This is a genomic window from Pseudoalteromonas sp. P1-9, from assembly GCF_001399975.1.
In the GTDB taxonomy this organism is placed as follows: Bacteria; Pseudomonadota; Gammaproteobacteria; order Enterobacterales; family Alteromonadaceae; genus Pseudoalteromonas.
Map to the genome: position 1 here is coordinate 115820 of NZ_LKBD01000006.1, position 25499 is coordinate 141318.

Genomic DNA, 25499 nt, shown 5'->3' on the forward strand with positions numbered 1-25499 from the left:
ATTTCTCTAGGGCACGTTTGGAATATGCACTTCATGGTTAAATATCAAGGATTCAGAGCTGTTAAATCCCATCGCCAGCCTTATATTAACAATAGCATTTCGCGTTAAGCTTGCGTCATTAAACTCAAAAACTAAGTGATCTGAAATGTATTTTGCTAATAACTGACCCTTCACTCCATCAAGCACATGTAAAAGCGAGGGTGTTGGCTGATTCACTTCAAAATCATAACCTTGATAATAATACAAACTATCACCTTCAACACAAAAGCTAATTGGGCTGTTATTCAATACAAACAATCGCTGCGTTGGAGAGGCAACTGCAAAGCCATTATCAAATGACCAACGCTGTGTTTTATTTGTCTCTTCTTCAACCGGGTCTGCCGATAACAAGCGAACGCGATTATTACTCAAATCATAAATATCGGCAGGGCTTTGTGGATACAATGTGACACGGTCATTTTCAAACGCTTTATCTTCATTATTAAACGCCACAACAATTAAATCACCTGCACTTGAGGTATCAAGCGGTGGGTTATTGACATAAATACTGCTGGCTTTAAACGGGGTAAACTCTAAGCACTGAAACGCTTGACCTGAAACATTGCCAGCTTGAACTCGAATCGAATTAGGTGTTGCTTGGCGTAACTCTTTACTTAACCGCAGTAAGGCAAAACGCGCTTGTGCTACCACTTCATCACGCTCTGTACCCGTTGCATAAATTTGTGCACCAAACTTTATAAACTGCATCGTGCTAATGCTTACAATACCGATAATAACAATCACAATTATCAGCTCGACCAAACTAAAACCTGTTCGTTTAGCGCGGTTCATTAGTAATTACCTTTGTAGGCAGAAAAACCATATACATCGCCTGTTGGCGCTGTCACAGTTACCGTGATTAGTTTTAAGGTATCAAAATCACCAGATGTATCTGCTATACCATTGGCATCATCATCATAAACAACATTAACTGACAGGCTAAAGCCAGGATAAAGATCTTCAACTGGTTGGCCTAAGCTATTTTGTAAATCTGCGGCTTGGTAATTGCCAATAAAGTCATCTACATCGTTAAGTTTGTTACGAATACATTTTCCGTTAATATCTTTTTCTTCGGGGTCATCACAACCCAAATCACTTGGCAAAGTACATGAACTTGATGCTATACCACATTGCGTATAAGGAGGACTGCGTCGTGATTGCTCGTCAAATGAACGCCCCAAAATCTCGTTCATCATCGCCTGACCTAGTTCATTGGCTTTAACTTGAATCACAGGGTCGGCACTTTGCTTTGCCTGTGGCGCTAGCAGGCCAGTTACTATGGTAAGCACAATCGCCATTAACACTATGCCAAAAATCACTTCAACTAAGGTAAAACCCTTAAGCCTATTCACATGCATAAATGCCGCCTTGTGCAGAAATGCAAATATCCGCCTCACCAAAATCAATTTTGCAATTTGCGGCGCAATTTAAATTTGGTCTACCAAAATCATCAAACTCTAGCTCACTAAAACTGGCACTATTTGAATCAAGCGTTTGAATACGCGTTGCTGTGCTATTAGCTGGAATATTAACAACAAGATAGGCAAAGTCGAGCGCTAAGTTAGCGCAATTATTTGTTATTGCAGGTGCTATTTGAGTGCTACTAAAACACACTTTGTGGGATAAGGTATTATTGGTATTTTGCATTGCGCGAAGTTGCATAGTGCGCAATATGGTAAGGCTTCTGTCGCGGAACTCAAAGCTATCAAAACTTTCGTTTGTAAAAAATTTAGGCACCACGGTTACCGCCAAGGTGCCTAAAATTACCAAGGTTATTATTAGCTCGACAAGACTAAAACCTTGTTGTTTCATTTAAAATCACAAAGTCGATTAACAATCGTTTGTTTGAACCGTTGTAGTTGCGGCATTATAAACAAAGTTAGGTGTAGTACCAGTACGCGTAGCTGGTGCATACCAAACAAAACAACCAGCATCAGTCACAGCTGTTGGCTCTGTTGAACCATTAGCATAAAAAACACCTGCACCACTAACCACATTAAAATTAAAATCAGCAGAGTTTGCAGTTCCACCATTGTTTAAATCAGCAACATTCACGTCCATTGCTACTACAATGCCCGACGCCGCACTACCTGTTAGGTCAACGTCTGGATAACCATATACCAAGCCAATCGATTCACCTGTGTCAGCCGTGATAGTACCTGTAGCTTGCTTCTGTAAGCCTGCAATCACAGATTTACCGTAAACGATTGAGCTTGCACTGTCTGCTGCACCTGCAACACCTTGAATAGTCGAAGCATTAGCATCGCCTTGTAAATCTAAAAATTTAGGTGCAGCTGTTACTGCTAAAATACCTAAAATTACAATAACGATAATTAACTCTACTAGTGTAAAACCTGTTTGCTTTTTCATATTACTTACCTCTTTAAAGCCTATAATTAGTTACCAAAAACTCGCACTACGCCAGTTGCTGGAGAGTATTCAATACCACGTAAATTAGTGTCTAACGCGTTACCAGGTAAGGCTGTTAAGTCTAACGCACTAACCAAGTAATATAAGCAAGTATCACTTGCACCATCAACCGAGCCATTATTAACAAAACGCACTAAATACGTATTTTCTTCAACTGTCGCAGCGGCCGCAGATGTTGTACTTGACGGCGCACTTTGCAGTACAGAATTAAATACGGCTTGGCATTTTGCTGTATTTAACGCAGTTACTTCAGTTGAACCTGCAACTTCATTATTTGCAGCGTCCACACCTGATGTTGGGTAGCCAATATCTGGGTCAATACCAACACGCGTTGTATCATAATCAATAAAGTTGGTAGCAGTATTATTGTCAGGGCGACCTAACACTTCCCACTGACCACGTACTAGGCCAACTGCAGCGGCTAAACCACCAGCAACGCCTTCAACCGTTGAGCGCTCCGCTTCTTCTTGAATATCAATAAAGCGCGGCAATGCCGTCACGGCCAATAAGCCTAAAATTATCACTACAATAATCATTTCGATTAATGTAAAACCTGTGTTCTTTGCTAGATTTTTCTTCATTTGACGCCTCGACGACTTAATTGTAACCAAAGTTTACATTTATGCTCTAACTATTGCTCACTATGCCATTTAAGAACATGTACTTAAATAGTAAAACTGAATTTTTATAGTATTTACAGCCAATTATTTGACCGTGATCTAATATTTCTACACTGTTAACATCCGATAGCGCAATTGACTGTAAGTTTTCGAACAAGCCATCACATTGCGCTTTGGATGAGGTAACTACGTGGGTTACAAATCCATTACGGTTTACACGTGCTTTTAACACCCCTTCGCTACTTAGCGATGACTGTGCGACCAACGACATTTCAACTTCACTTTGCTTATCTCGCATCCATTGATGCCTAATGTGATTGATGCTAGTTACAAACTCATCTTTGGATTTTTTTGCAACTACTTGTTCAACTTCATCATATAAGCCTAGCATTTTTCCTGCCAAGACCCAGTACAGCAGACAAAAAACAATCAGTATGATAATAAAGCGATATAATCCTGTGCTAGATTCTTGCCTATCTACCACATTTATCGTCCTTTAATTGCCGACATCATATCCCACATTGGCGTAAAGATACCCAAGGCTAATACAAGCACCATACCAGCCACAATCGAAATTAAAATTGGCTCAATTTTGGCGGTTAAACTCTTTAAATCAAAATCTACTTCACGCTCGTAAAACTCTGCCGCTTCTTGCAATAGTTCTTCGACTCGTCCGGTTTCTTCGCCTACGGCGACCATTTGTAATACCAATTGAGTAAACAGCTCGCTGTTTTTTGATGCGCGCAATAAGCTTTCACCTTTTTCAATACTGCGCCGCATATCAATTACTTTCTCTTCCATAAAGGCATTGTCAATCGCTTCTGCAACTAATGATAGCCCGGTCGTCATGGGTACGCCTGCGCGCAGAATCATAGCGAACGAACGACTATAGCGAGCCAATAATGAGCGTTCAATAATACCGCCCACAATGGGAATTCTAAGCTTTACCCTGTCCCATTTCAGCCTGCCAACAGGTGTTTTTAGATAACTTCTAACGCCGATAAAAACACCTAAAATACCAAGTAAAAGCACATGCCAATACGTTACAAAAAAGTTGGATGTGCCAATCAAAATTCGCGTCATTAATGGCAGCTCGGCATTAAATTTTGCAAACATCTCAGCAAAGGTTGGAATAACGAAAATATTGAGAATAAACATCGCAATTGCCAACGCAATAACCACAAACGTTGGATAACGCATAGCTGCTTTAATACGTTTACGAGTTTCGTGCTCTTGTTCAAAATACGTCGCAAGTTGCAAAAACGCATCTTCTAACTTACCCGTGCTTTCACCCACTACCACAATCGATACCATTAAACGGTTAAATATCTTTTTGTGACTGGCAAATGCCGCGGATAAATTTCGACCTTGCTCTAGTTGCTTTGCGACATCAAGCAAAGCATCGCGAAAAACGGGGTGTGTAGTGGTTTCAGCAAGCCCAACAATTGCCCGAATAATCGGAATACCCGCTTTCATTAACGAGTACATTTGGCGTGAAAAAACAATCAACTCATCAAGGGTCACTTTTGGCTGAAAAAACGCCATTATCGGCGAGTTTTCGCCTTCTTTTTCACCAGTGCTAGGTTTAATAGACAGCGGTATTAACCCACGCCTCAATAGTACATCTGCAGCCGCATTGTCATCATGCGCCTCAAGCTCACCGTTAACCGGGTTGCCCTGTTTATCTTTTGCTTGATAGGCAAAAAACGGCATCGTCTTAACCTACTAACTCAGGCAAACTTTCAGCCACTCTAAACACCTCTTCAAGTGAGGTAATGCCTTGGCTTGCGTAATCCAATGCCATCACTGATAAAGGTTCAAACTCTGGGTTTGCACGTGCCGCTTCTGAGAATGCTTGTGTATCAGCTAAACGCAGTGCATCCATCATAGGTTCGTTCATTTCGAGTAATTCGAACACACCAATCCGGCCACGATAGCCGGTTTGATTACAACTGTTACAGCCTTTGCCCAACTTAAACTGAGCACCGCTAAAGCGAGGATTGATATGATTTATCCAAGCAAGTTCTTGTGCATCAGGCGTATAATCGCTCGCACATTTATCACATACACGACGCACTAAGCGCTGCGCTAAAATTGCGCGTAAAGAGCTTGCTACCAAATAGCTTGGTGCTCCCATATCAATTAAACGCATGGCGCTGGTAATCGCATCATTGGTATGCAATGTTGATAACACTAAGTGACCGGTTAACGCACCGCGCAAACCAATTTCAACCGTTTCTTGATCTCGCATCTCACCTACCATCAAAATATCAGGGTCTTGACGAAGTGTGGTACGTAATACAGATGCAAAACTTAACCCAATTTTACTGTTTACCTGAACTTGGTTAATGCGCGGTAATCGATATTCCACAGGATCTTCAACGGTAATGATTTTTTTGCTTGATTGGTTTAACTCACTTAATGCACCGTAAAGTGTTGTGGTTTTACCCGAACCCGTTGGTCCTGTAACCAAAATCATGCCGTGCGGTCGCTTTAGCGCATTACGCATTTTATTAAGCACTTTTAAAGGCATACCGGTTTCATCTAACGTTAATAGACCCGCCGACTGATCGAGCAAACGCATTACTACGGACTCACCATGCTGTACCGGCATGGTTGAAACACGCACATCAATATTGTGACCCTTGATGGTGATATTGAAGCGACCATCTTGCGGTAAACGCTTCTCTGAAATATCAAGGCCCGACATTAACTTAAGGCGCAGTACCAATGCCGCTGAAATAGCCACTTGATCAAGGGTATTTTCATGCAAAATGCCATCTATGCGCTGACGAATGCGTAAAATGCCTTCATCAGGTTCAATATGAATATCCGACGCACGCATTTGCACTGCATCTTCAAAAATCGACTGCAGTAATTTTACAACGGTGGCATCTGAGGTGTTTTCGTCTAGCGCATTAAGCTCAAACTCTTCGGTCTCTTGATACTCTTCTTGCAGCTGTGATGCAAAGCTTTCGATGTCTTGGGTACGGCGATATAAATTATCGAATGCATTTAGAATTTGCTGCTCTTGTGCAACAACAATTTCAATTTGCTTTGGCGCAACAATAGGCGCTAGCTGATCTAAACTCGATAAATCAGCCGGATCACTCATCGCAATTTGAATTGACTCACCAAGGTCTGCTAAAGCCAGCGCTCTAAAACGACGAGCGTAAACTTCAGGGATCAGTTTAACCACCTTTGGGTCGAGCTTTTCATTGTCTAAGTTTACAAACGCAACATTAAGTTGCTGCGCTAAAAAGCGTAGTAACTGAGTTTCTTCAATCACTTGCTGCTCAATTAATGTAGCACCGAGCTTTCGCCCCGTTATTTTTTGTGCTTGAAGCGCATCGTTGAGTTGTTGTTCCGAGATGATATGTTCATGAACCAACAAATCACCTAATCGCATTTTTAACCTAGGACGCATCGAGTCGACCTCTTATAAACTGTAAACGCTCAACAGCATAACGCTGTGATGCAGGCGACAAATTGCCAATTTGCGTCGCTGTTGTGTAATATTGCATCGCATTTTGCCATTGTTTTAAAAATTCAGCGGAACGCGCCATTGCTAACCACCACTTGCCTTGCTCAGGCTGCGATAGCGTTAATTTTTTAAAACTGCGTAAAGCCACTTCGTGTTGCTTTAACTGCTGTGCAGCTAAGCCTTTTAATATCCAAAAATCGTTATCACCTTGGCTTTCGTAGCGCTGCGGCAATACACTCAGTACTTCGTTATATTGCTTATTATCAGCGTAAATGCGCGCCAATAGAGTGCGCCACTCCATACTATCGGGTTTTAAACTTAACCCTTGCTCAAGTACATTACTGGCTTTCACGGTGTCTTGGCGACCATAAAACGCCGCAGCCAATAGGCTACGACATTCAATATGTTCATTAAGTACTGCAATACACTGCTCTAACGCGGCAATAGCCTCGCTCACCAAACCAAACGTGAAGGCTTTTTTTCCGGCTTGAAAATATTCATTTGCCTGTTGCGTTGCTGTTATCTTAGTAACTTGCTTCATCGTTGCTTGACGTTCAGTCGGTTGCGCTTTTTTGCGCTCTACAAGCTGAACGGGTGATGCTTCTTCTACAGCAGGTACCACTTTTTGCGACGCTACGCGGGGAGCTTGTGTGGCAGTTGTATCATTACTCACTTCAACACTTTGCGATACTTGTTCTGCTTGCGGTGATGATTGAGATGTTAACGATTTAGATTGCTCAGTTACTTGCTCGTTTTGTTGTTGATTTGCTTGTTCATTTGCATGTTCAGGCATACGATTTGGCATTTCGCTTGTTGGCGCACTTACAGCCAGCTTTTCGTTACTAGCAGTAACAGGAATACTTTCAGCAGCGTTTGGCGATTTTACAAAAAAATGCTGAACTAGATCTTTTTTATAAACTACATAAGCAACAAGCGATAACGCCACCACAGCTAACACTGGAATCGCTAACTTATGCAGTTTTTCGCCGATATCTGAAATTGGTGTTACGCTTACCGTTTGTTCTCGCTCTACGCTTGATGCAGCTTCTGTTTGTCTTTGCTCTAACCCCTTGAGCGTTTTATTCAGTACACTCATAGTTGTTCCTTAACAATTAGCCATGTCGCCGTACCGATTACTAACAACAAAGCTAAGTACATTGGCCAAATACGTGAGCGGGATAAACGGCAATCTTCTGTATCTTGCGCGGCGCTATACACATAGCCTACTTTGGCTTTTTGTGTACCCTCACCATAGCCTTGAATAAGTACTTTATGACTTAACAAATTAACTAAACGTGGAATACCGCGACTCGCTTTTGCAATAAGCAAACACACTTTGTTAGAAAAAAGCTCTTTCGCTTGCTCGGCTCCCGCAACTTCTAACCGATGACGAATATAATAAGCCACTTCAGCATTGGTCATAGCGCGTAAGGTATATGAAAAACTAATACGCTGTCGTAACTGACGCACTTTTTGATTTGCTAAACGGCTATCGAGCTCAGGCTGGCCAAATAACACAACCTGAATCAGCTTACGTGTTTCGGTTTCTAAATTAGTAAATAGTCGCACCGCTTCTAACGCGTCCCAACTTAAACACTGCGCTTCATCAATAATTAAAACAACGCGTTTGCCTTGATGATTTAATGCTAGTAGTTGGTCTTGAATTTTTTGGCTAAGTGATTGCTGATCTAAATCGCTGCTAATATCAATTTGTAATTCGTTAGCAATTGCATAGCGCAGCTCATCAGGACTTAAATACGAATTGGCGATATACGCTACTATGGTTGAGTCATCAAAGCTGTTGAGCAGCTTTCGACATAACAATGTTTTTCCGGTACCTACTTCACCCGTTACTTTTATAAAGCCCTCACCCATATTGAGCGCGGTAATCAGTACATCCATGGCTTCATTATGAGGTGCTAACGCGCAATAAAACTGCGTATTAGGCGTTAGCGAAAACGGTAACTCGGTCAAACCGAAATGCGATAAATACATTACTTACCGTACCAAGAATTCAACAATTTAAGGCTACGTTGCTGCTGTTGTTGCCAAGTATCTGCCATCACCACGGTTGGGCGAATAAGAATGACAAGCTCTTTTTTGTTTTGCACACGACGCACGCTTTTGAATAGATTTCCTAAAATCGGCATATCGCCTAAAACTGGCGTTTTCGATTCTTGATCTGTGGTTAAAGTTTGCATTAAGCCACCAATAATCACTATTTCGCCACTGCCTGCACGGATCACAGTATCGGATTCACGAATGTTACTTTGCGCTAGCGGCAAAACGTAGTCTTGGTCGTTTAGTGTCACGACTTTGTTTTGTTCTTCGGTTTCGGTAACCGATGGGTGAACATGTAAAATAACTGAGCCAAACTCATCAATTTGTGGTGTTACATCAAGCGCAATACCTGAGAAAAACGGCGTTAGTTCAATTTCTGGTGACGTGGTTGTCGCATTGCCCGTTACCGTAGTGCTCGATACTTCCGTAACAAAATACTCGTCTTCACCTACTTTAATCACCGCTTTTTGATTATTCGTTGCAGTTACACGTGGGTTAGAGAGCATTTGCACATCACCCTGTGTCTCAAGCAAGTTAATCACACCGCTGAAATCAGCATTTTTAAAGACTAAGTTAGTCACACCACCTAATTGAGATGAAATAGTATTGCCAACTTGCGCTGCAGCAGTGGTTGAGAAAGTTAGATCAGTCGCGCCAATATGGCCTAACACTTCGGACCAATTAACCCCTTGCTGATATTCATCGTTTAAGGTTACTTCAATAATTTTAGCTTCAAGCACAACTTGGCGCTGCAAACTGTCTTCACTGGCTTTTAAAAACTCTTTTAGCGCGGCAATTTCACTTGGTAACGCATTAACTGTTACTAAGCTTGCTTGCGGACTAACAATAACAAAACGGCCACTGCCCTTACCAATTAAGGACTCCATCGCCAATTGCAAATCTTTCCAAAAATCAGTTTCACTGCTGGTTTGAATGCTAGCACCATTAATTTGCATATTAGAGCCACCACCAAAGGTATTGTTACCACCCATATTTTGGTTATTGCTCGAATTATTGTTGCCAGAATTCCCATTACCGCCTGAGCCACCTTGATCAAACTGGCTCACGCCACCAGCAACAACGCTTACCGTAGATAAGCCGCTACGCTTCATCATTAAATAGTTTACCGGGATCGACTCAGTACGCATTTTCGCTGGTAATACTTGCACCACTTTGCCTTCGCGAAATACATCAATACCGTATAAACGCGATACAATTTTTGTCACTTCATCCATAGTGACGTCTTTTAAAGTGAGTGAAATTTCACCTTCCACCTCTGGGTGAAAAGCAACACTATACGGCGTATCGGCAACCAATCCCGCGAAGAATTCATTAATAGACACTTTATTGGCATTTACATCAAAGCGTGTCATTTCAAACTCTTTCGGTAACGAAACGCTGGTTCCTACAGAGGCTAGTAGCTCTTCTTCAAAACCTTCAGGTGCTTGTTCGGTAGGTAACTGCTCGTTTGCAGTATTTTGTGGTTTCGCATTGAGTTCTTGTTGAATATGCGGCTTTAATGTTGGCTCTGACGTAAGCTCACAACCAGACACCATTAACGCTGAAACTGCCAGCCAACTTTTTAGAATATTATTTTTTAATTTCATGCTGATAAAGTCTCAATACCTTGTTAGTTTGACCTTGCTCTAGTGTCACCGAGTCCGGTGTTATTTTTATCACTTTATAGCCTTGAACTTGGTCGCCAATTCTTACCATTTGCCCAGCAACAACCGCTAGGTTGCCTGAATCTTTTACAAACACCGATTGCAGCACCAGTGCATTATCTGCTTGTGTACTGTTAGCAACCACACTGCTCGCTTCGTGTGTTTTTGGTCGTGTTGGATCTTGCAGGCTTTTTGCCGACAGCGAAAAGCCACAACACATGCAGATTAAAATAAGGTTATAACGCAATAAATTTATCATTAGCACTTACAGTAGCAATGGTTAATGTCAATTTACCTGTTGGGTACTCGTCCACTTGGTAATCAAATTCTTGAATAAATAGCTTTTCTTCAATCTTCTTAATTTGTTTTAAATAACTTAATAGCGCGAAATATTCACCCTCTAGCTCTATCAACATAGTGTGTTGATAGAACGCGACTTCTCGCGGTGCTAGAGGTTCTTCCCCCTGAGGGTCTTGTGCCGTAGCAGGAGTGCTTGAAGTGACATAAATTGCTTCTACTGGGTTTATTTTAAAACGCGAAAGTTGAATATTTTTATGCTTACGTAGAATTTTTTGCAATACCAATGCCATATCTTCAGGCGATATATAAGTAAGACTAAAATCAGCCAATTGTTGGTTAATTTGTTGCAATTCACTTTCAAGAGATTGCTCTTGCTGCAATAACTCTTGTACATAATTTTTACTCAGCGCATCTTTCAGCACTGCTAATTGGCGCTCGCTGTTTTGCTGTTGATTGGTCAAATTAGTAATTCGCTGCTGATTATTTGAATAAGCAGTTTGCAGCGGCGAAATGACAAACCAAATGGTTAAGTAACCAATCAAAAACAAGCCAACTAAAAGTACTAGTAACTTTTCACGTTGCTCTAGCGTGCTGAGTTTTTCTGACCACTGCTGCCAAGTATCATTCATTATTGTACTCCTTGGCCGTTATATTGGGTGGCAATTTGAAACTCAACACCGGTTTCTTGCTTATCAAATTCAAGTAACGAGAAGGTTTTTGCCTCAAAATATTCTGAGCGCTTCAGGCCATTTAGCCATTCAGGAATAGCCGAGCCATGCGTAGCCTCGCCAACTAATTGAATATCGTTACCAACAAAATGGAACGATTTAAGCCATATTTCGTTGTGCGTATTACTGGCTAAATCAACCATCACTTGTGCGTAGTCAAATTCAGCTTGCTTTGATTTCGCTTGCATAAATTGTAGTAACTTTTGCATTTCAAGCATGTCGTGTTTTTTCTTATCAATGCGGCGTAATACTGGCGATTTATCTTGTTTTCGTTCTAATTCACGTTGCACTTGAGTAAGCTCAGCTTTAGTGCGGTCTAATTTGCTTTGTAGCGATAATAGCTGTTGTTTCGATGTATGTTCAAAGCGCGCGAATAATATACTAACAAGCACCAGCACAATAATTAGAGCCCCCCAGCACATCACAATATTATTAAGCGTAAAAAACTCACGCTTCGGTTTTAGCTCATCTAAGTATAAGTTAATGCGAGTCTTCATTGTCACCTCGCAAGTCCTGTGATAACGCCGCCGCAATCGCTAGCTGCACTTCAGTATTTTGCTGTAAACAGAGCGCTAGGCGTGGCTCAAACGCAAGTACTTTTGCTGGAAAAAACTGACTCAACTCTTGCGCTATGCCGTTAATTTCAAAATTTGGAATTGCCAACTGCAAACTTTTAATTGGAGGTTGTTTTAGCTGACTCTCAAAGTAATCGAGTGAGCGCTGTAACTCCAACCCTAACGCATCAAGTAACCCGAGTTTCAATTGATTTAATGGTTGCTCAGCCAATGGAATTAAGCCGCGCAGCTTACGCGATAACAATAGCTCGCCATCACGAATAATATGAATACTTGGCTCGTTGCCAAATTGCTGCGAAACCAACATATGCGCTGCATTATCTTGCGTTACTAAGTCGCAAAACATCATTTCTGGGGTGGTAATAGTGTGTAGGTCAACATCGCTATCATTAATTAACTTGAGCATGGGCATTAACAAGGTGCGGCTTGTTACCACCACATTAATTTTGTTTTGCCCACCTTGTTTTAACGATGCATCGTAATAATCGGCGATAATATCGGAAGGCTCTAAACTAACTAGCTCTTTAATCGTCCAAGGTAACGATGTCACGATATCTTGTTCTGGTAAGTTGGGCTTTTCAATTTGCACCCACTGGTATGCACTTTCAGGCATAACTAAACACACTTGCGCACCAGTGGGGAGTTTTTCCAATACTCGGTTAAATGCCGGAAGTTTTTCTGTTTCACTTTGAAACGCCTCAACCACTGTATGCTTAATTTCGAAACTATCTGAAACGCGATGCAGAATAACAGATACAACTTTATCGCTCGCAATATAGATGCCAGCTAACAGTGAGCCATTATTATTCTTGTTAAACCATGGAATTCGAGCCAATAAATTCTTCATATTTGTTATTATTTAATATGTTATCTATCAAACGCGCTATTGCTCTTAGTTTAGCAAGCAAACAAACCTAAGCAAGGAGTTTCGTGCATTGAGCATTGATTTCCAACTAAATATTGATCAAACACCGGTGCAAAAAATCACGCATCCCTTATTGGCAGAAAATAACATCTCTTTATTTGTTAAGCGCGACGATCTCACTCACCCACTCATTAGCGGCAATAAATGGCGTAAATTGAAATACAACCTTCACTATGCGCACCAAAACAAAATTAAAAATTTACTGAGTTTCTCAGGGGCTTTTTCAAACCACCTATATGCGTTAGCGGGCGCGTCGCGCTTATTTGGGTTTAACACAGAAGTAATTGTACGCGGGCCAGAACTTGATGCTAGCAACCCCTGTTTAAAATTTGCTAACGCTTGTGGCGTAAAACTAACACCTGTTAATCGAATTACTTACCGCAAACGCTATGAACAAGACTATTTATCTGAATTACAAACACAACGTCCACACAGCCTAATCATTCCAGAAGGCGGCAGCAACCAACTCGCAATGAAAGGCGTTATAGAACTCGCACAAAGCTTGCCAACCACAGATCAAGTTTGGTGTGCTGTGGGTAGTGGCGGCACCTTAGCAGGATTAATTGAAGGTCTACCCAACAGCACTCAAATTTATGGTGTTGCTGTATTAAAACAAGCAAATCATTTAAACGATGAAATCCAAAAGCTTAGTCTTAAAGCTAAACAACAAGATAATTGGCATTTATTCACCGAATATCACTATGGCGGCTACGGTAAATTTACAGATGAATTGTGGCAGTTTTGCCAAAGCATGCGTGCGCAGTTGCCACTTGAGCCCATTTACACCGGAAAATTACTCTTCACAATTTTCAGCCAAATAACGCAAGGTATTATAAAACCAAACACTCGCATCATGGCAATTCACACCGGTGGCTTACAAGGATTAACAGGACTGAAATACCGAAAGCTAATTTAACAACCTCAATTAGGAAGTTTAGTTTAATCCCAGCTTAATCCCAGCGCAATATTGCTTTCGCCTTGCTGAAAGTAGCGCCCACTAGCGCCGGAAAAGTGATGTTCTGCAAGCAAGTTAAGTTGGTATTTATTTGCCACGCCATTTGCGTATAACTGCAGTTGATGTTGATTAGCAAAATGCGCAACAGCAGTCAGTAACTTCTCTTGTTGCTCATGAGGCAGCTGAAAGCAATCGCTATCTAAACTTATTCCTGTTAAATAGTTAACGCCTTTTTGCACCGCTAATAATGCGCCATGACAACGCTCAAGCAAAATAGCAATATTATGCTTTTTAACAAATTTAAGTTGTGCTGAGATTTTCTCAAATTCGTTCACAAACACGCTTTCTGGTAAAGAAAAACGGATCACTTGCGTAAACCCCGCTTGCTCAACAAGTTCCGCTAGCTCATTTACTGCTGTATTACTTTGCCAGGTAGAGAGATCTAAACACAAAGAGACAGGTTCGCTCCCAGGGTCTTGTGCAAGTGTTTTAATAAGCTGCTGCATTAAATGCAAATCGAGCGAAATTAACTTATCTGGCTCAATACAGCCTAATAAACACTGTTTTGCATCACACAATCCGATTTTTTGATGGCGAATGGTGATACCAACTTGATGAAATAACAAAGCTTCACCATGCACGCTAAACACCGGCTCAAAAACCAATAAAAACTGATTATTTAACAAATCACTCAGCATATCTGGCAGAGAATATTGCAACAGCGCAAGATTAGTTTGATTGAGCTTTAAGGTGTGGCAAGGGTCGTGCTGTTTTGTTTTCGCGATAGCTAATGCAAGCTCGGCAAGTTGATATACATTCAACTGCTGACACGGCTCGCGATATAAACACGCGCCAAATGCAATGTCGGTATACTGCGCCATAACCTCACTAAAAAGTGTATTAAATCGCCTTTCATCGCAAACATTTGGGCATTTAATAGTAATACTTATACGCTCGCCTTTAAGTTGCTTGCAAGATACAAAGTCACTAGCGAATGCTTTTTTTAAGCGAACAACTAGCCCTTGCAAGTTATCAATAGGCGCACCACTTACCAACACAAACACATCAAACGCATTGCTGTTTAATGCATAAACAGATGAAGCGTGACGTTTAATTGAGATTTGCGGGGGCAATTTTAATAGTGCGCCGGATGACGCGCGGTGGATAAATAACAGAAGCAAAATGGCGGCAATTGCACCGCACACAACAACAGCCGTGAGACTTTCTAACAACCAATAAGCAACAAAACACGCCCAAAGCGCACAAACAACGTAGAGTATATTGAGAATACGACTAAAGTTGTTCCACATTGCACATCCGCCATACCTGCTCACCATACATAAGTGTTAACGAGGTTAGCGAGATGCGCAAGTGAGTAGCGGCGGTTACTTCAGCCGTTCGCTGAGTAATTTATTAAGCTCTAGAATTTGCGCTTTTAACTCAAGTACTTCACCTTTGGTGGCTGGCTCATCTAATTCGTCAGTATTTTCTTTTACAAAGTTATCGTGCTCTTGGGTCATTACTTCAAGCACCACACCCACCATCATATTTAAGAAAATAAACGCCGTTAAAAAGATAAACGACAAATAGTAAATCCAACTTAGCGGGTGCACCGCCATGGTTTCGTACATTACATCTGTCCAGTCTTCAAAAGTTGCCACACGGAACAGCGTCAGCATTGAAATCGATACATCGCGCCAAAGGGTTGCGTTAATTTCACTGAACATCATGCTACCAACAGCGGCATAAATGTAAAAAATTACAAACATTAACAGTGCGATGTAGCCCATGCGCGGAATCGCTTTAATCAGCGCATTCACCAGCATACGTAGCTCAGGCACCATAGAAACCAAACGCAACACACGAAAAATACGCAGTAAACGCGCAATAAACACCGTTGAACCCGCTACCGGTAACAAGCTACCAATCACAATTATGGTGTCAAAAATATTCCAACCCTTAGAGAAAAACGCTTTAGGCCCTTTTGAAGCAATAAAACGAATTGCAATTTCTACCGCGAAAAATACTGTAATACCTTTATCTAACAGCAGTAAGAGATTTTCCATCCACACAGGCAAGGCGTAAGTATGCGCACCAACACTCAAGGCTGATACCACAATGACAAAAATAACAAAGGCTTGAAACGCTTTACTGTCGTCGATTCGTTGAAATTGGCTTTGCATGGCCGTGAACATACTAAATTTCTCTTACTGGTTAGCAAAATAAAAAACGCATTATAACCATCCATTAAGCGAAGATCTAACGGATAAATTAGCGCACTGTAACAACATGTTATGGGTTGAAAGAAGCTGTTAAAAAATTATGCTTTATACAGCTTGTTGCCCTTTATGGGTTTAATTAAAAAGTGATAAAGTGAGGTTTTTGCTATCAAGAACTCTTATGCGCATTATTCACACATCTGACTGGCATCTTGGCCAGAGCTTTTTTAATCAATCTCGGCAAAAAGAGCACCATTTATTAATAAAATGGCTAGCTGAGCAAGTTAAAACGCAGCAAGTAGATGCGGTGATTATCGCAGGGGATATTTTTGATACTGGCACACCACCAAGTTATGCGCGCAGCCTCTACAGCGAGCTTATTTTGGCAATGCAAGCAGCAAATTGTCAGTTGATTGTTACCGCAGGCAATCACGATTCAGTTGCCACCCTTAACGAGATTAAAAGCTTAGTAAAAGCGCTTAACTGCCATGTGGTATCGCAAGCAAGTGAAAATGTAGCAGAGCAACTCGTCGCAATCACTAAAGCCGAAAAAACATTAGGTTATGTTTGTGCCATTCCATTTTTACGCAGTAAAGACATTATCACCAGCCGCGCCGACGAAAGCATAAAAGAAAAACAAGACAACCTTGCCAAAGGCATTTACGAGCACTTTGAAAACACCTTTAAGGCCTCGCAAACATTAAAAGCAGCGCAAGATATACCAATTATTATGACGGGACATTTAACTGCAGTAGGTGCATCTAGCTCAGAGTCAGTGCGCGATATTTATATCGGCCACCTGTCAGGTATAAACGCACATCAACTGCCAAACGCAGATTACATCGCCCTTGGTCATATTCATGGCGCTCAAAAGGTTGGTAAAGAAGGTAATGTGTTTTACAGCGGCTCGCCAATCGCCCTTAGTTTTGATGAATTAAAACACGAAAAATCGGTCAACTTAGTTGAATTTGAAGGGCAAAATGTGTCGCAAATAAGCCAACTTGAAATCCCGCGCTTTCAAGCAATGCAAACCATAAAAGGTAGCCTTGCTGAAATTAAAAACGCATTAACCGTATTTGCAGAGCAAACTGAAACAACCTGGCTGAGCATTGAAGTTACCACCGACGACTATATTAGCGACCTGCAAAATACCGTGTTAGATCTCACTAAAGACCTGCCAGTGGAAGTATTGCAACTAAAACGTGCACGTAAACATATAGCTAAACTTAGCCAACAAAAGCAAGAAAACCTGTCTGAAATAACCCCTTTAGAGGTTTTTGAGAAACGATTAGCGCTTGAAGAGTTTACGACGGACGACGATCTTGCCCGTAAAGAGCGCCTAACCCAGCACTTTACATCTTTGCTTAATATGGCAAAAGGAGCACAGTCATGAAAATAATATCGCTGCGTTTTGCCAATTTAAACTCGCTTAAAGGCGAATGGAAAATCGACTTTAACAAAGCGCCGTTTGCCGAAAGTGGTATTTTTGCAATCACAGGGCCAACTGGCGCCGGTAAAAGCACTATTTTAGATGCCATTTGCTTAGCGCTTTATAACAGCACACCAAGGCTTGGTGCAATCACGGCAAGTAGCAATGAAATAATGACCCGTGGCACCAGTTACTGTTTAGCGGAAGTTGAATTTGCCGTAAACCAAGGTGCGTATCGTGCCTTTTGGTCAATGCGCCGCGCCCGCAATAAGCCCGACGGTAACTTACAACCAGCGGAAGTAGAGCTGGTAGAAGTTGCGAGCAACAAACCTATTGCCACACAAATTAAAAAGAAAGATCAGCTACTAGAGTCGCTAACAGGCCTTAACTTTGCCCGCTTTACAAAATCCATGATGTTATCGCAAGGGCAGTTTGCCGCATTTCTACAAGCTAAAGAAGCCGACCGCGCCGAATTATTAGAAGAACTTACAGGTACCGAAATTTACGGCCAAATTTCACAATTAGTACACCAACGCTTTGGTGAGGCGCGCGATGCGCTAAATGTACTAAACGCTAAAACAGAATCACTTGAACTCTTACCAGAAGAGCGCATAACTGAAATAAACCAGCAAATTAGCGAGCTAAAAACACAACAAACTAATTTAAAAAGCGAGCTTACAAGCCTGCAAGAAAAACGCGATTGGCATAACCAGCTTATACAAAACCAACAGCGTATAGAGAAACTGCAACAGCAAAAAGCGCAGCTTGAAAATGAACTTGCTGAAAAACAGCCAGAGCTAACGCGCCTTGAAACTGCCCTGCCCGCACAAAAGCTCGCGATTGATCTAGATAAACTCGCATCGTTAAACACCGTCAAACAAAACCAAATTGCCAGTATTGAAAGTTATCAACAACAAGCAAACGCGCGCGCAAACGAACAAGCAAAGGTAGTTGAGTTAACTCACTCACTAGCCACTAAACTCGATACAGCCAAGCAGGCGCAAAAAGAGTTATTTGACCTTATCGATAATCAAGTAACGCCACTCGATAACCAACTTTCGCATAGTAAAAGCAAATTGAGCGAGTTAAATCAGCAACTAGAAAGCTTGTATATACAAGAAAATGAACTAATTAAAGCATTACAAAAAAACGAAATTAGCATAAACAAGCTTGATAGTGAAAAGCAGCAACTTGCCGCAAGCTTTGATCAAACCATCGATATAGAGCAATTTGAATATCAGCTTTCAGAGTGGCTTGATGAACACGCAAAATTACAACTAAACGCGCAATCTTTGCAACAGCAACAAAACCAGTTAACCGAGTTAGCCGAAAGCAAAACCGTCTTAAACCAAGCAATTGGCGAGCAACAAACAGGTATCGCAAAGGAGCAAGCAAAGCGTAAACAGCACCAGCTACAGATTACTCAGTTTCAAACACAATTAAGTGAACTTTGTGATAACAGTGATATTGATGTGTGTGAAAACACAATAAACTCGCTAAAACAGGTGCTAGATAAAGCCAACGCTGCAAAACAGCAGCAAATTCAGTGGCAGCAAGTCACAAACGAAATATTTGTGGATAAAGCTCAGATTCAAGTGTTACAAAAAACCCAGCCTGAATTAGAAGCCGAGCTTGCTTCACAAAATGCACTATTGAAAGCGCAGCAGCAAAGCTTAGATACCTCACTTCGCTTACAAGATGCCGAAGCCCAATTAGCACTGCTACGACAAGATTTAGAAGAAGATACCCCTTGCCCGCTGTGTGGCAGCGCTCAGCACAACTTAAGTCATTTTGAGGTTGGCCACACGTCAGGTACTGAGAACACACACATCGCGACGCTTAAACAAGAGATAAGTGACTTACAACAAAACATAATTAAACTTTCCGCAACACTTAGCAGCAACGCCCAGCAAATTGACCAATTCAATACTGCAATCGCGAATAAAACTAAGCAACTGGATTCAATCGCCACAACTTGGGCGATAGAGCATGTTGCGATTAGTGATGAAACCGCTTTGCTAACGCTTATTGCAGAAACAGAGCAACACCTTGCAACCGCGTTACAAAACCATGAGCAAGTTAAAGCAATAAATACTCAGTTAACCGAGGCGCAACACGCTGAGCGCGAGTTAAACCATCAAATACAATTGCTGAGCGAAAAACTTAATAGCACGACAGAGCAATTACAAAACGTAACTGACAAAGAGCAAAAGCTATTAACAACCTTTAATGAGCAGCAAAAGCTATATAAATCAAAACTTACAGAGCTTGTATATACAATCAGTAACAATGGTTATTTATGCCAAGAAGCCGATTTAGCCAACTGGTTTAACGAACAGAAACAGCAATTAAATACACTTAAAATACAGCATAAGAAATACCAACAAGTACAACAGCAACTCGCTCTAGCACAGCAGGCTCGCAACCATTTAACACAGCAGCAAATGGATATTGCAAAACAGCTGAGTGAATTAAAAAATCAATATGAAACCACACAGCAGAAAGTTGCAGAGCAAGCACACACACGCCAACAGCTGTTTGGAGATAAATCAACCGCGACTGAAAAGCAAATATCACAAGCGCACTTAGAAGCGCTTCATACTGAAGTAAAAACAGCCGAAGCAAATGCTCAGCAGTTACACGCTGCACTGACAAAGCTCAATGGTCAACTGAGTGAAAAGCAAGATCAACTTAATGATACCAATGTGCAATTGAATGAAGTGCAAACCAAGCTGAGCCAATTACTGGAGCAAACGCCTTATGCGACCATTGAGGAGGCGCAACAAGCACGTTTACCAGTTGATGAGTTTGATAAATTAGCTGAACTTAAACGCCAATTAGATGCTGCGCTTACACTTAATAACGAGCAAATAAACACTGTTTCAAATGAATTGAAAGCCCAACAAGCACACGAATTTAATACGCTAAACCTAAATAGCCAACAACTACAAAACGCCTTTGACGAACTAAACGAAACCCTTGGCCAAACCAACCAGCAACTGGGCTTCTTGAGCAACCAAATTAATGAAAATACAGCGCGACAAGACAAGTTAAAAGATTTAAAACACGAGCTCGATTTACTTAACCGCGAATATCAAGATTGGCATTATTTACACGGTTTAATTGGCTCGCAAAAAGGCGATAAATTTAGAAAGTTTGCCCAAGGCTTAACGCTTGATAATTTGATTTATCTTGCCAATCGACAACTTGAAAAGCTCACAGGCCGCTACCTATTAAAACGCAAAGAAGATCAGTCGTTAGAAATGCAAATTATCGACCTTTGGCAAGGAGAGCAAGTGCGCGATACCAACACCCTATCTGGCGGTGAAAGCTTTTTAGTCAGCCTTGCTTTGGCGCTTGCCCTTTCTGATTTGGTAAGTCACAAAGTGAGTATTGACTCACTGTTTCTAGATGAAGGTTTTGGCACACTTGATAAAGAAACCCTAGATATCGCCCTTGATGCGCTCGATAACCTACATGCCAGCGGTAAAACTATTGGCGTAATAAGTCATATCGATGCGATGAAAGAGCGTATACCAGTGCAAATCAAAGTGCGTAAAAAGTCAGGTTTAGGCATCAGCGAACTCGACCGCATCTATAAGTTTGATACAATAGCCAGCGAAACCAGTTAAGAGATTTATCCATGTCACAAGCTTTTGTTGTAGAACTTGAAGAGCAACCGATTGAATTATGTAACTTATTAAAGCTACTCGACCTTGTTGAGTCTGGCGGCCAAGCAAAAATGCTAATTGCCGACGGCTATGTTGCTCTTAATGGTGAAATTTGCCTACAAAAACGCAAAAAAGTATACGCTGGTGACACGGTAGAGTTCGACGGGCAACTGTTCCAAATTGCCGAATTTTCAGGTGAAAGAAGCGAAGACCATGCGCAAGAAGCGGGTTATTTTGAAGACCAAGAAGGTTATGAAGGTAACACAGTTGAGCATCAGCAAGTACCTGAGGTGATTGAAGAACCAAAAGCAACAACACCTACAAATAACAAAGCTTCATCAAAAGAGAAAAAAGCGGATAAAAAACCAGCCGCCAAAAGCGCAAAAACTAAAGATAAAAAGACTGGCAGAAAGCCTATATCTTTTGGGTAAAGGGTTGGGGTTCGCTAATTTTTAATTCTAGCTTGAACTGCAGCGTTCAAAGCAACTTCAACATTTCCATTTGAATAACTGACGCCATCCATGGCGTCCTCTTGTTCATTTTTGTTACACGACAAAAACGAACCAAAAAACGTGCCCCTAAATCAAACTAATCTTCAAAAGAATTTTAAATGTGAACATAAACGCCATGAAACAACATCCCTGTTGTACATGGCTTGCTCGACCGCTTCGCTCCCTGTCTCACATTATTCATTTAAATCCCTTTTTCAGGTTTGATTAAAGGGGGGAAAGTGTGACTCTAAACATGAGTTTTTATGACTAACTATCTGAAACGGGCGATTGTCATCAACATCATGCACAATCTAAGATACGGCCCCAAAGGTTTATCGAAGCGGTATTTCATATTCATCAATAATGGATTTTACTAACTCACGTTGATTTTCTATATATGCGCTGGAAGACAGGTCAAAATCACAAAACTCCAGCAATCCTTTTCCCTGTTGTTGTAAAGAATAGTGCCATTCAATAAAAATATGGGCAGCAAGCATCGATTGATACGACGACTTGTCATTCGCATAGTTAAAAAGTGATTCTTCTAAGTTTAAAAGATACTCTTTTTGCTCTTGTTTATTTGAAATGCCCTCCGACGTGATTTTATGTTGAAACTTTGGTGGATAATGGGTGAAGCACTTTTCAGATTTAACCGCTATAAACTCATCTGTCAATCTATCAAGCGGGGTATCTTTCAATATCGCTTTATGCTTTAGAGCCACTTCTATATGCGTGGCTTCATGCACAACACCTTGAACTTTCTTTAAAACCGAACTAAGTAAGCTTTTTCCACATTCTAGGTATTGCAATGACTGAATAGGTTTGCTGCTTAAACCATCTAAACTATCCCCGATTGTATCGATATATAGAAAAACTTCGTCATCAGTCAGGAATGTGTGATGCGTCTGATGCACATTAAAGCCCGAGCTTCGCTCTTCGGACTCCATAATATTAAAAACGTTTGTTAAAAGTACTTTTGCGTCATCAGCACACTTTAATGTATCTTTCGCAAAAACGGTCAAAGTAATGTTATCTGCTTCAAGTGTACCAAGCCTATTAAACTGAGATGCATCAAGTTGCTCCGTTCTTTTTATTGGACGATTGAGATCTTTATCAGTTGAAAAGCTAACAAAAAACATATTTGTCTGCTTACCATCCTCAAGCTGAGCTATAATTGCTAAATTCGGGATTCGTATTTCTTTGTATTGAATTTCAATATATTCATACATATTGGCAGGTGCGTAGCACCCGCCAATATTTAGAACAAATACTAATACAATTAACTTTGTAAGAGTTGAGTTCATTTCTAAAATTAATTTGGTACTAAGCTACAATCTGACTGTGGCTCGCCAGCTTCTCCACAATCTACATTGATATAAATGCCGGAGCTAGAAAGTAACTCATAACCTCTATAAATTTTAACACTGGATGAGCCAGAGCTTCCTCCTGTTACATCAGCAAATAAAACAAACTCAAACTTTGTCCAATCTGGTGATTGCACCATAAAATTTGCAACATTTTGTGGTGAGGCGATTTTATATCCAGATGCTGTAGGTTCTAATTCAACAGAAACAGAGCCACTCAAAGAGCCTTGATTATACAAAGACATTGTCGCACTTCTATTGTACTTTAATATGGGCCCCGAGGATTCATTTATCAGCCTTAGTTTTTCTAACTCTGGTTTAAGCTCATTATTTGAACAGAACTCGCGAGTGCCATTGCATACCTCTAATTCAGCTCCGATTTTTGATTCATGCTTTTGGAAAACACCACCGTTCGCAAGGTCTGCAGGGTGAATAATTGTCGTTTGCTTTATTGCACCCGCACTAAACTTTGATTGACATGCAGTTATTAAAACGCTCGCACTAAGAATAGCTAATGTACTGATTACTTTTTTCATTTTAATTCCTTTTAGTTAAGTTCGAAAAATACAATACCATTGTTTTGTTTTGTTTTGTTTTGTTTTGTTTTCAGTAAATCAAAGTAAATATTGACAAATTTACAATAAGTTATTGTATATGAAAGATAAGATAAAAGTTGTAGTGAACACCCTGAAAATTTAACTCTACAAATTAGATTATATTGAAAATCTGGGAATCAACGGGATCAGAGACGTTGAAATAACAAGAAGATTTCCTTTCTTTGAAATACATCGTTAGCTTCACGCCCTCAACCCTTAAATCAAACCTGAAAACGATTTTTTAAATGAATAATGCGAGACAGGGAGCGAAGCGGTCGAGCAAGCCATGTAGCGACATGGATGTTGCTTGATGGCGTTTATGTTCACATTTAAAAATACGTTTAAAGAATAGTTTGATTTCGGGGCGGCTTTTCTTGGTTCGTTCTTTTTGGCCGTTTTAAAAAGAATGAACGAGTGCGCCATGGATGGCGCAAGATAAATGCAGGGAAGCAAAGCTAATTCCTATAAAGGCTGCCGTCACCAGCGCGACAAACCAACTACCAAGTAACTTAAATGCGAAGATTGTAAACAACCAAGAAGGCCAACAAACTTAAAACTTCCACAAACTATTTCCTTAATTAATAATTCATCCTTGAAGCGTGGTTCCATCGGTCATCCATGACCTCACTTCCTCAAGCTGCTAAGCTTTGGTGATTTCAAGCTTCCTGCCTTTCATCCTTCGGACCAGCGACGCTGTTCAAAAATATTCCATATATTTTTGTCAGTCTTTCATCACCCCTTAAATCAAACCTGAAAACGATTTTTTAAATGAATAATGCGAGACAGGGAGCGAAGCGGTCGAGCAAGCCATGCAGCGACATGGATGTTGCTTGATGGCGTTTATGTTCACATTTAAAAACACGTTTGAAGATTAGTTTGATTTTGGGGCGGCTTTTTCTTGGTTCGTTCTTTTTGGCCGTTTTAAAAAGAATGAACGAGTGCGCCATGGATGGCGCAAGATAATTGCAGGGAGGCAAAGCTAATTCCTACAAAGGCTGCCGTCGCCAGCGCGACAAACCAAGTATCGAATAATCCAGCAGCCAAGATTAAAAGCTACATAAAAAGTACATCACTTACTCAACGCCATCCCCAATGGCTTAAAATACGCTAATAACGCCTCATAAATTCTTTGTCGATGGGTTAAGTCAGGAAACACCGGCATTACATCGGGGTTTGTTGTGCCCGTGACCAAATAACTGTTTTCAATATCAGGGCAAGTCTCTACTGCGGCTTCAAAAGCCCGTGCCATCATTTCGGTGGGTAATGAAAAGTAGTTTCTCGATAAGGCTAAATCAGCTTTTACGCTGCGTGCAACAAAGTCGTTTTTATCTTGGCCGTCGTCGCTTAATAGCATGGCGCTAAAAATATTTATTAGGCGCTCATTTAACGGGTGGGCAATGTGTGTTTTGTTTTTAAGCCAGCAGTCACTGGCGAATAAAATGCGGTTTGGAAAAATTTCCGCATCATTAATTTCAAAGGCTTTATCGGCAATGTAATGATCAAAGGCATGCCAAAACTCATGAGCAAGTGCACCCGCTCCCGCGTTTTTAGCCAGCGCCAGTTCGCGATAATGGGGCGCATAATGCGCTTGCACACCCTTTTGCCCGCCACTACCAAAGGCAAGGTTTAAGTTGCCACGCAGCCCCATGGCTTGTGGCGGTAATGCCAATATGTAAGCTAAATCAGCCAGCGCATCAAATACTAAATTAGCGGCAAGATCTCTTTCTTCACGCGTTACCCAGCTGCCCACACGAATGTTACCCATGCCAAAGGTGTGTTTAATATCTAAAAACGACACTTGTTCACCATGACGATAGTCTGGCCCTTTGCGAGTTTTGTATTTAAAGCTGGTTAACTTCAAGTTGGCTCTAATCTATTTAATCCGAATTCGGGTTATTTACTTTGATGCTGCGATTATCCAATAAAAAAGGGTAACTCAGTTACCCTT

The 25499-nt window shown here is 41.0% G+C and carries 24 protein-coding genes; 4 read left to right on the forward strand and 20 right to left on the reverse strand.

Annotation, left to right across the window (positions count from 1 at the left end; all coding sequences use genetic code 11):
* Window positions 1-6: 6 nt before the first annotated feature.
* From AN214_RS06335 to AN214_RS06405, 15 genes are all read right to left on the reverse strand, one after another.
* Window positions 7-831: a prepilin-type N-terminal cleavage/methylation domain-containing protein gene (locus AN214_RS06335; protein WP_054978941.1), complete on the reverse strand. Its 825-nt coding sequence runs from the start codon at window positions 829-831 to the stop codon at window positions 7-9.
* Window positions 831-1397 (reverse strand): prepilin-type N-terminal cleavage/methylation domain-containing protein, encoded by a 567-nt coding sequence (locus AN214_RS06340; protein ID WP_054978942.1) that lies wholly within the window; start codon window positions 1395-1397, stop codon window positions 831-833. Before AN214_RS06340 ends, AN214_RS06335 begins: the two co-directional genes overlap by 1 nt.
* Window positions 1384-1851, reverse strand: coding sequence for a type II secretion system protein (locus AN214_RS06345; RefSeq protein ID WP_054978943.1), 468 nt, complete (start codon window positions 1849-1851; stop codon window positions 1384-1386). Before AN214_RS06345 ends, AN214_RS06340 begins: the two co-directional genes overlap by 14 nt.
* 18 nt (window positions 1852-1869) lie before the next feature.
* Window positions 1870-2409 (reverse strand): prepilin-type N-terminal cleavage/methylation domain-containing protein, encoded by a 540-nt coding sequence (locus AN214_RS23255; RefSeq protein WP_054978944.1) that lies wholly within the window; start codon window positions 2407-2409, stop codon window positions 1870-1872.
* Between the two features lie 26 nt (window positions 2410-2435).
* Window positions 2436-3050, reverse strand: coding sequence for a type II secretion system protein (locus AN214_RS06355; RefSeq protein WP_054978945.1), 615 nt, complete (start codon window positions 3048-3050; stop codon window positions 2436-2438).
* 46 nt (window positions 3051-3096) lie between these two features.
* Complete coding sequence (locus tag AN214_RS06360) at window positions 3097-3480, reverse strand: hypothetical protein (protein WP_054978946.1); 384 nt, start codon at window positions 3478-3480, stop codon at window positions 3097-3099.
* 95 nt (window positions 3481-3575) lie between these two features.
* A complete protein-coding gene (locus AN214_RS06365; protein ID WP_054978947.1) occupies window positions 3576-4802 on the reverse strand; it encodes a type II secretion system F family protein in 1227 nt (408 codons plus the stop codon).
* Window positions 4803-4806: 4 nt separating this feature from the next.
* Complete coding sequence (locus AN214_RS06370) at window positions 4807-6516, reverse strand: GspE/PulE family protein (protein WP_054978948.1); 1710 nt, start codon at window positions 6514-6516, stop codon at window positions 4807-4809.
* Complete coding sequence (locus AN214_RS06375; RefSeq protein ID WP_054978949.1) at window positions 6506-7669, reverse strand: lipopolysaccharide assembly protein LapB; 1164 nt, start codon at window positions 7667-7669, stop codon at window positions 6506-6508. Before AN214_RS06375 ends, AN214_RS06370 begins: the two co-directional genes overlap by 11 nt.
* On the reverse strand, window positions 7666-8568 hold the full coding sequence (locus AN214_RS06380; protein WP_054978950.1) for an ExeA family protein: 903 nt from the start codon (window positions 8566-8568) through the stop codon (window positions 7666-7668). Before AN214_RS06380 ends, AN214_RS06375 begins: the two co-directional genes overlap by 4 nt.
* Window positions 8568-10241 carry a pilus (MSHA type) biogenesis protein MshL gene (gene mshL, locus AN214_RS06385; protein ID WP_054978951.1) on the reverse strand — a complete coding sequence of 558 codons (1674 nt, stop codon included), beginning with the start codon at window positions 10239-10241 and terminating at the stop codon, window positions 8568-8570. The genes AN214_RS06380 and mshL overlap by 1 nt, the downstream gene beginning before the upstream one ends.
* Entirely contained in the window at window positions 10225-10557 is a 333-nt protein-coding gene (locus AN214_RS06390; RefSeq protein ID WP_054978952.1) for a hypothetical protein, read from the reverse strand. Before AN214_RS06390 ends, mshL begins: the two co-directional genes overlap by 17 nt.
* The gene (gene gspM, locus AN214_RS06395) at window positions 10535-11227 is read right to left on the reverse strand and encodes a type II secretion system protein GspM (protein ID WP_054978953.1); all 693 of its coding nucleotides are present in this window, start codon (window positions 11225-11227) and stop codon (window positions 10535-10537) included. The genes AN214_RS06390 and gspM overlap by 23 nt, the downstream gene beginning before the upstream one ends.
* Window positions 11227-11823, reverse strand: a complete 597-nt coding sequence (locus AN214_RS06400) for a PilN domain-containing protein (RefSeq protein ID WP_054978954.1) — start codon at window positions 11821-11823, stop codon at window positions 11227-11229. The genes gspM and AN214_RS06400 overlap by 1 nt, the downstream gene beginning before the upstream one ends.
* A complete protein-coding gene (locus AN214_RS06405) occupies window positions 11807-12748 on the reverse strand; it encodes a hypothetical protein (protein ID WP_054978955.1) in 942 nt (313 codons plus the stop codon). Before AN214_RS06405 ends, AN214_RS06400 begins: the two co-directional genes overlap by 17 nt.
* An 88-nt stretch (window positions 12749-12836) precedes the next feature.
* Between AN214_RS06405 and AN214_RS06410 the strand changes: the two genes are divergently transcribed.
* Window positions 12837-13742, forward strand: coding sequence for a 1-aminocyclopropane-1-carboxylate deaminase/D-cysteine desulfhydrase (locus AN214_RS06410; RefSeq protein ID WP_054978956.1), 906 nt, complete (start codon window positions 12837-12839; stop codon window positions 13740-13742).
* Between the two features lie 23 nt (window positions 13743-13765).
* Here the strand turns inward: AN214_RS06410 and AN214_RS06415 are convergent, their stop codons facing one another.
* Window positions 13766-15091: an EAL domain-containing protein gene (locus AN214_RS06415; protein WP_054978957.1), complete on the reverse strand. Its 1326-nt coding sequence runs from the start codon at window positions 15089-15091 to the stop codon at window positions 13766-13768.
* Window positions 15092-15166: 75 nt separating this feature from the next.
* Window positions 15167-15976, reverse strand: coding sequence for an ion transporter (locus tag AN214_RS06420; RefSeq protein ID WP_054978958.1), 810 nt, complete (start codon window positions 15974-15976; stop codon window positions 15167-15169).
* Window positions 15977-16181: 205 nt separating this feature from the next.
* On the opposite strand from AN214_RS06420, the gene sbcD reads away from it, so the two are divergent.
* Genes sbcD through AN214_RS06435 form a run of 3 tightly spaced genes read left to right on the forward strand, consistent with a single transcriptional unit; the run spans window position 16182 to window position 21531 of the window.
* Window positions 16182-17393, forward strand: a complete 1212-nt coding sequence (gene sbcD / locus AN214_RS06425; protein WP_054978959.1) for an exonuclease subunit SbcD — start codon at window positions 16182-16184, stop codon at window positions 17391-17393.
* Complete coding sequence (locus tag AN214_RS06430) at window positions 17390-21061, forward strand: AAA family ATPase (RefSeq protein ID WP_054978960.1); 3672 nt, start codon at window positions 17390-17392, stop codon at window positions 21059-21061. The genes sbcD and AN214_RS06430 overlap by 4 nt, the downstream gene beginning before the upstream one ends.
* Before the next feature lie 11 nt (window positions 21062-21072).
* Window positions 21073-21531 carry an RNA-binding S4 domain-containing protein gene (locus AN214_RS06435; protein ID WP_054978961.1) on the forward strand — a complete coding sequence of 153 codons (459 nt, stop codon included), beginning with the start codon at window positions 21073-21075 and terminating at the stop codon, window positions 21529-21531.
* 392 nt (window positions 21532-21923) lie between these two features.
* Here AN214_RS06435 and AN214_RS06440 read toward each other — a convergent pair whose 3' ends face one another.
* From AN214_RS06440 to AN214_RS06450, 3 genes are all read right to left on the reverse strand, one after another.
* Window positions 21924-22895, reverse strand: a complete 972-nt coding sequence (locus tag AN214_RS06440; RefSeq protein WP_054978962.1) for a hypothetical protein — start codon at window positions 22893-22895, stop codon at window positions 21924-21926.
* An 8-nt stretch (window positions 22896-22903) separates the two neighbouring features.
* Window positions 22904-23491: a hypothetical protein gene (locus AN214_RS06445; protein ID WP_054978963.1), complete on the reverse strand. Its 588-nt coding sequence runs from the start codon at window positions 23489-23491 to the stop codon at window positions 22904-22906.
* A gap of 1129 nt (window positions 23492-24620) precedes the next feature.
* Window positions 24621-25412 (reverse strand): CLCA_X family protein, encoded by a 792-nt coding sequence (locus AN214_RS06450; RefSeq protein ID WP_054978964.1) that lies wholly within the window; start codon window positions 25410-25412, stop codon window positions 24621-24623.
* Between the last annotated feature and the right edge of the window lie 87 nt (window positions 25413-25499).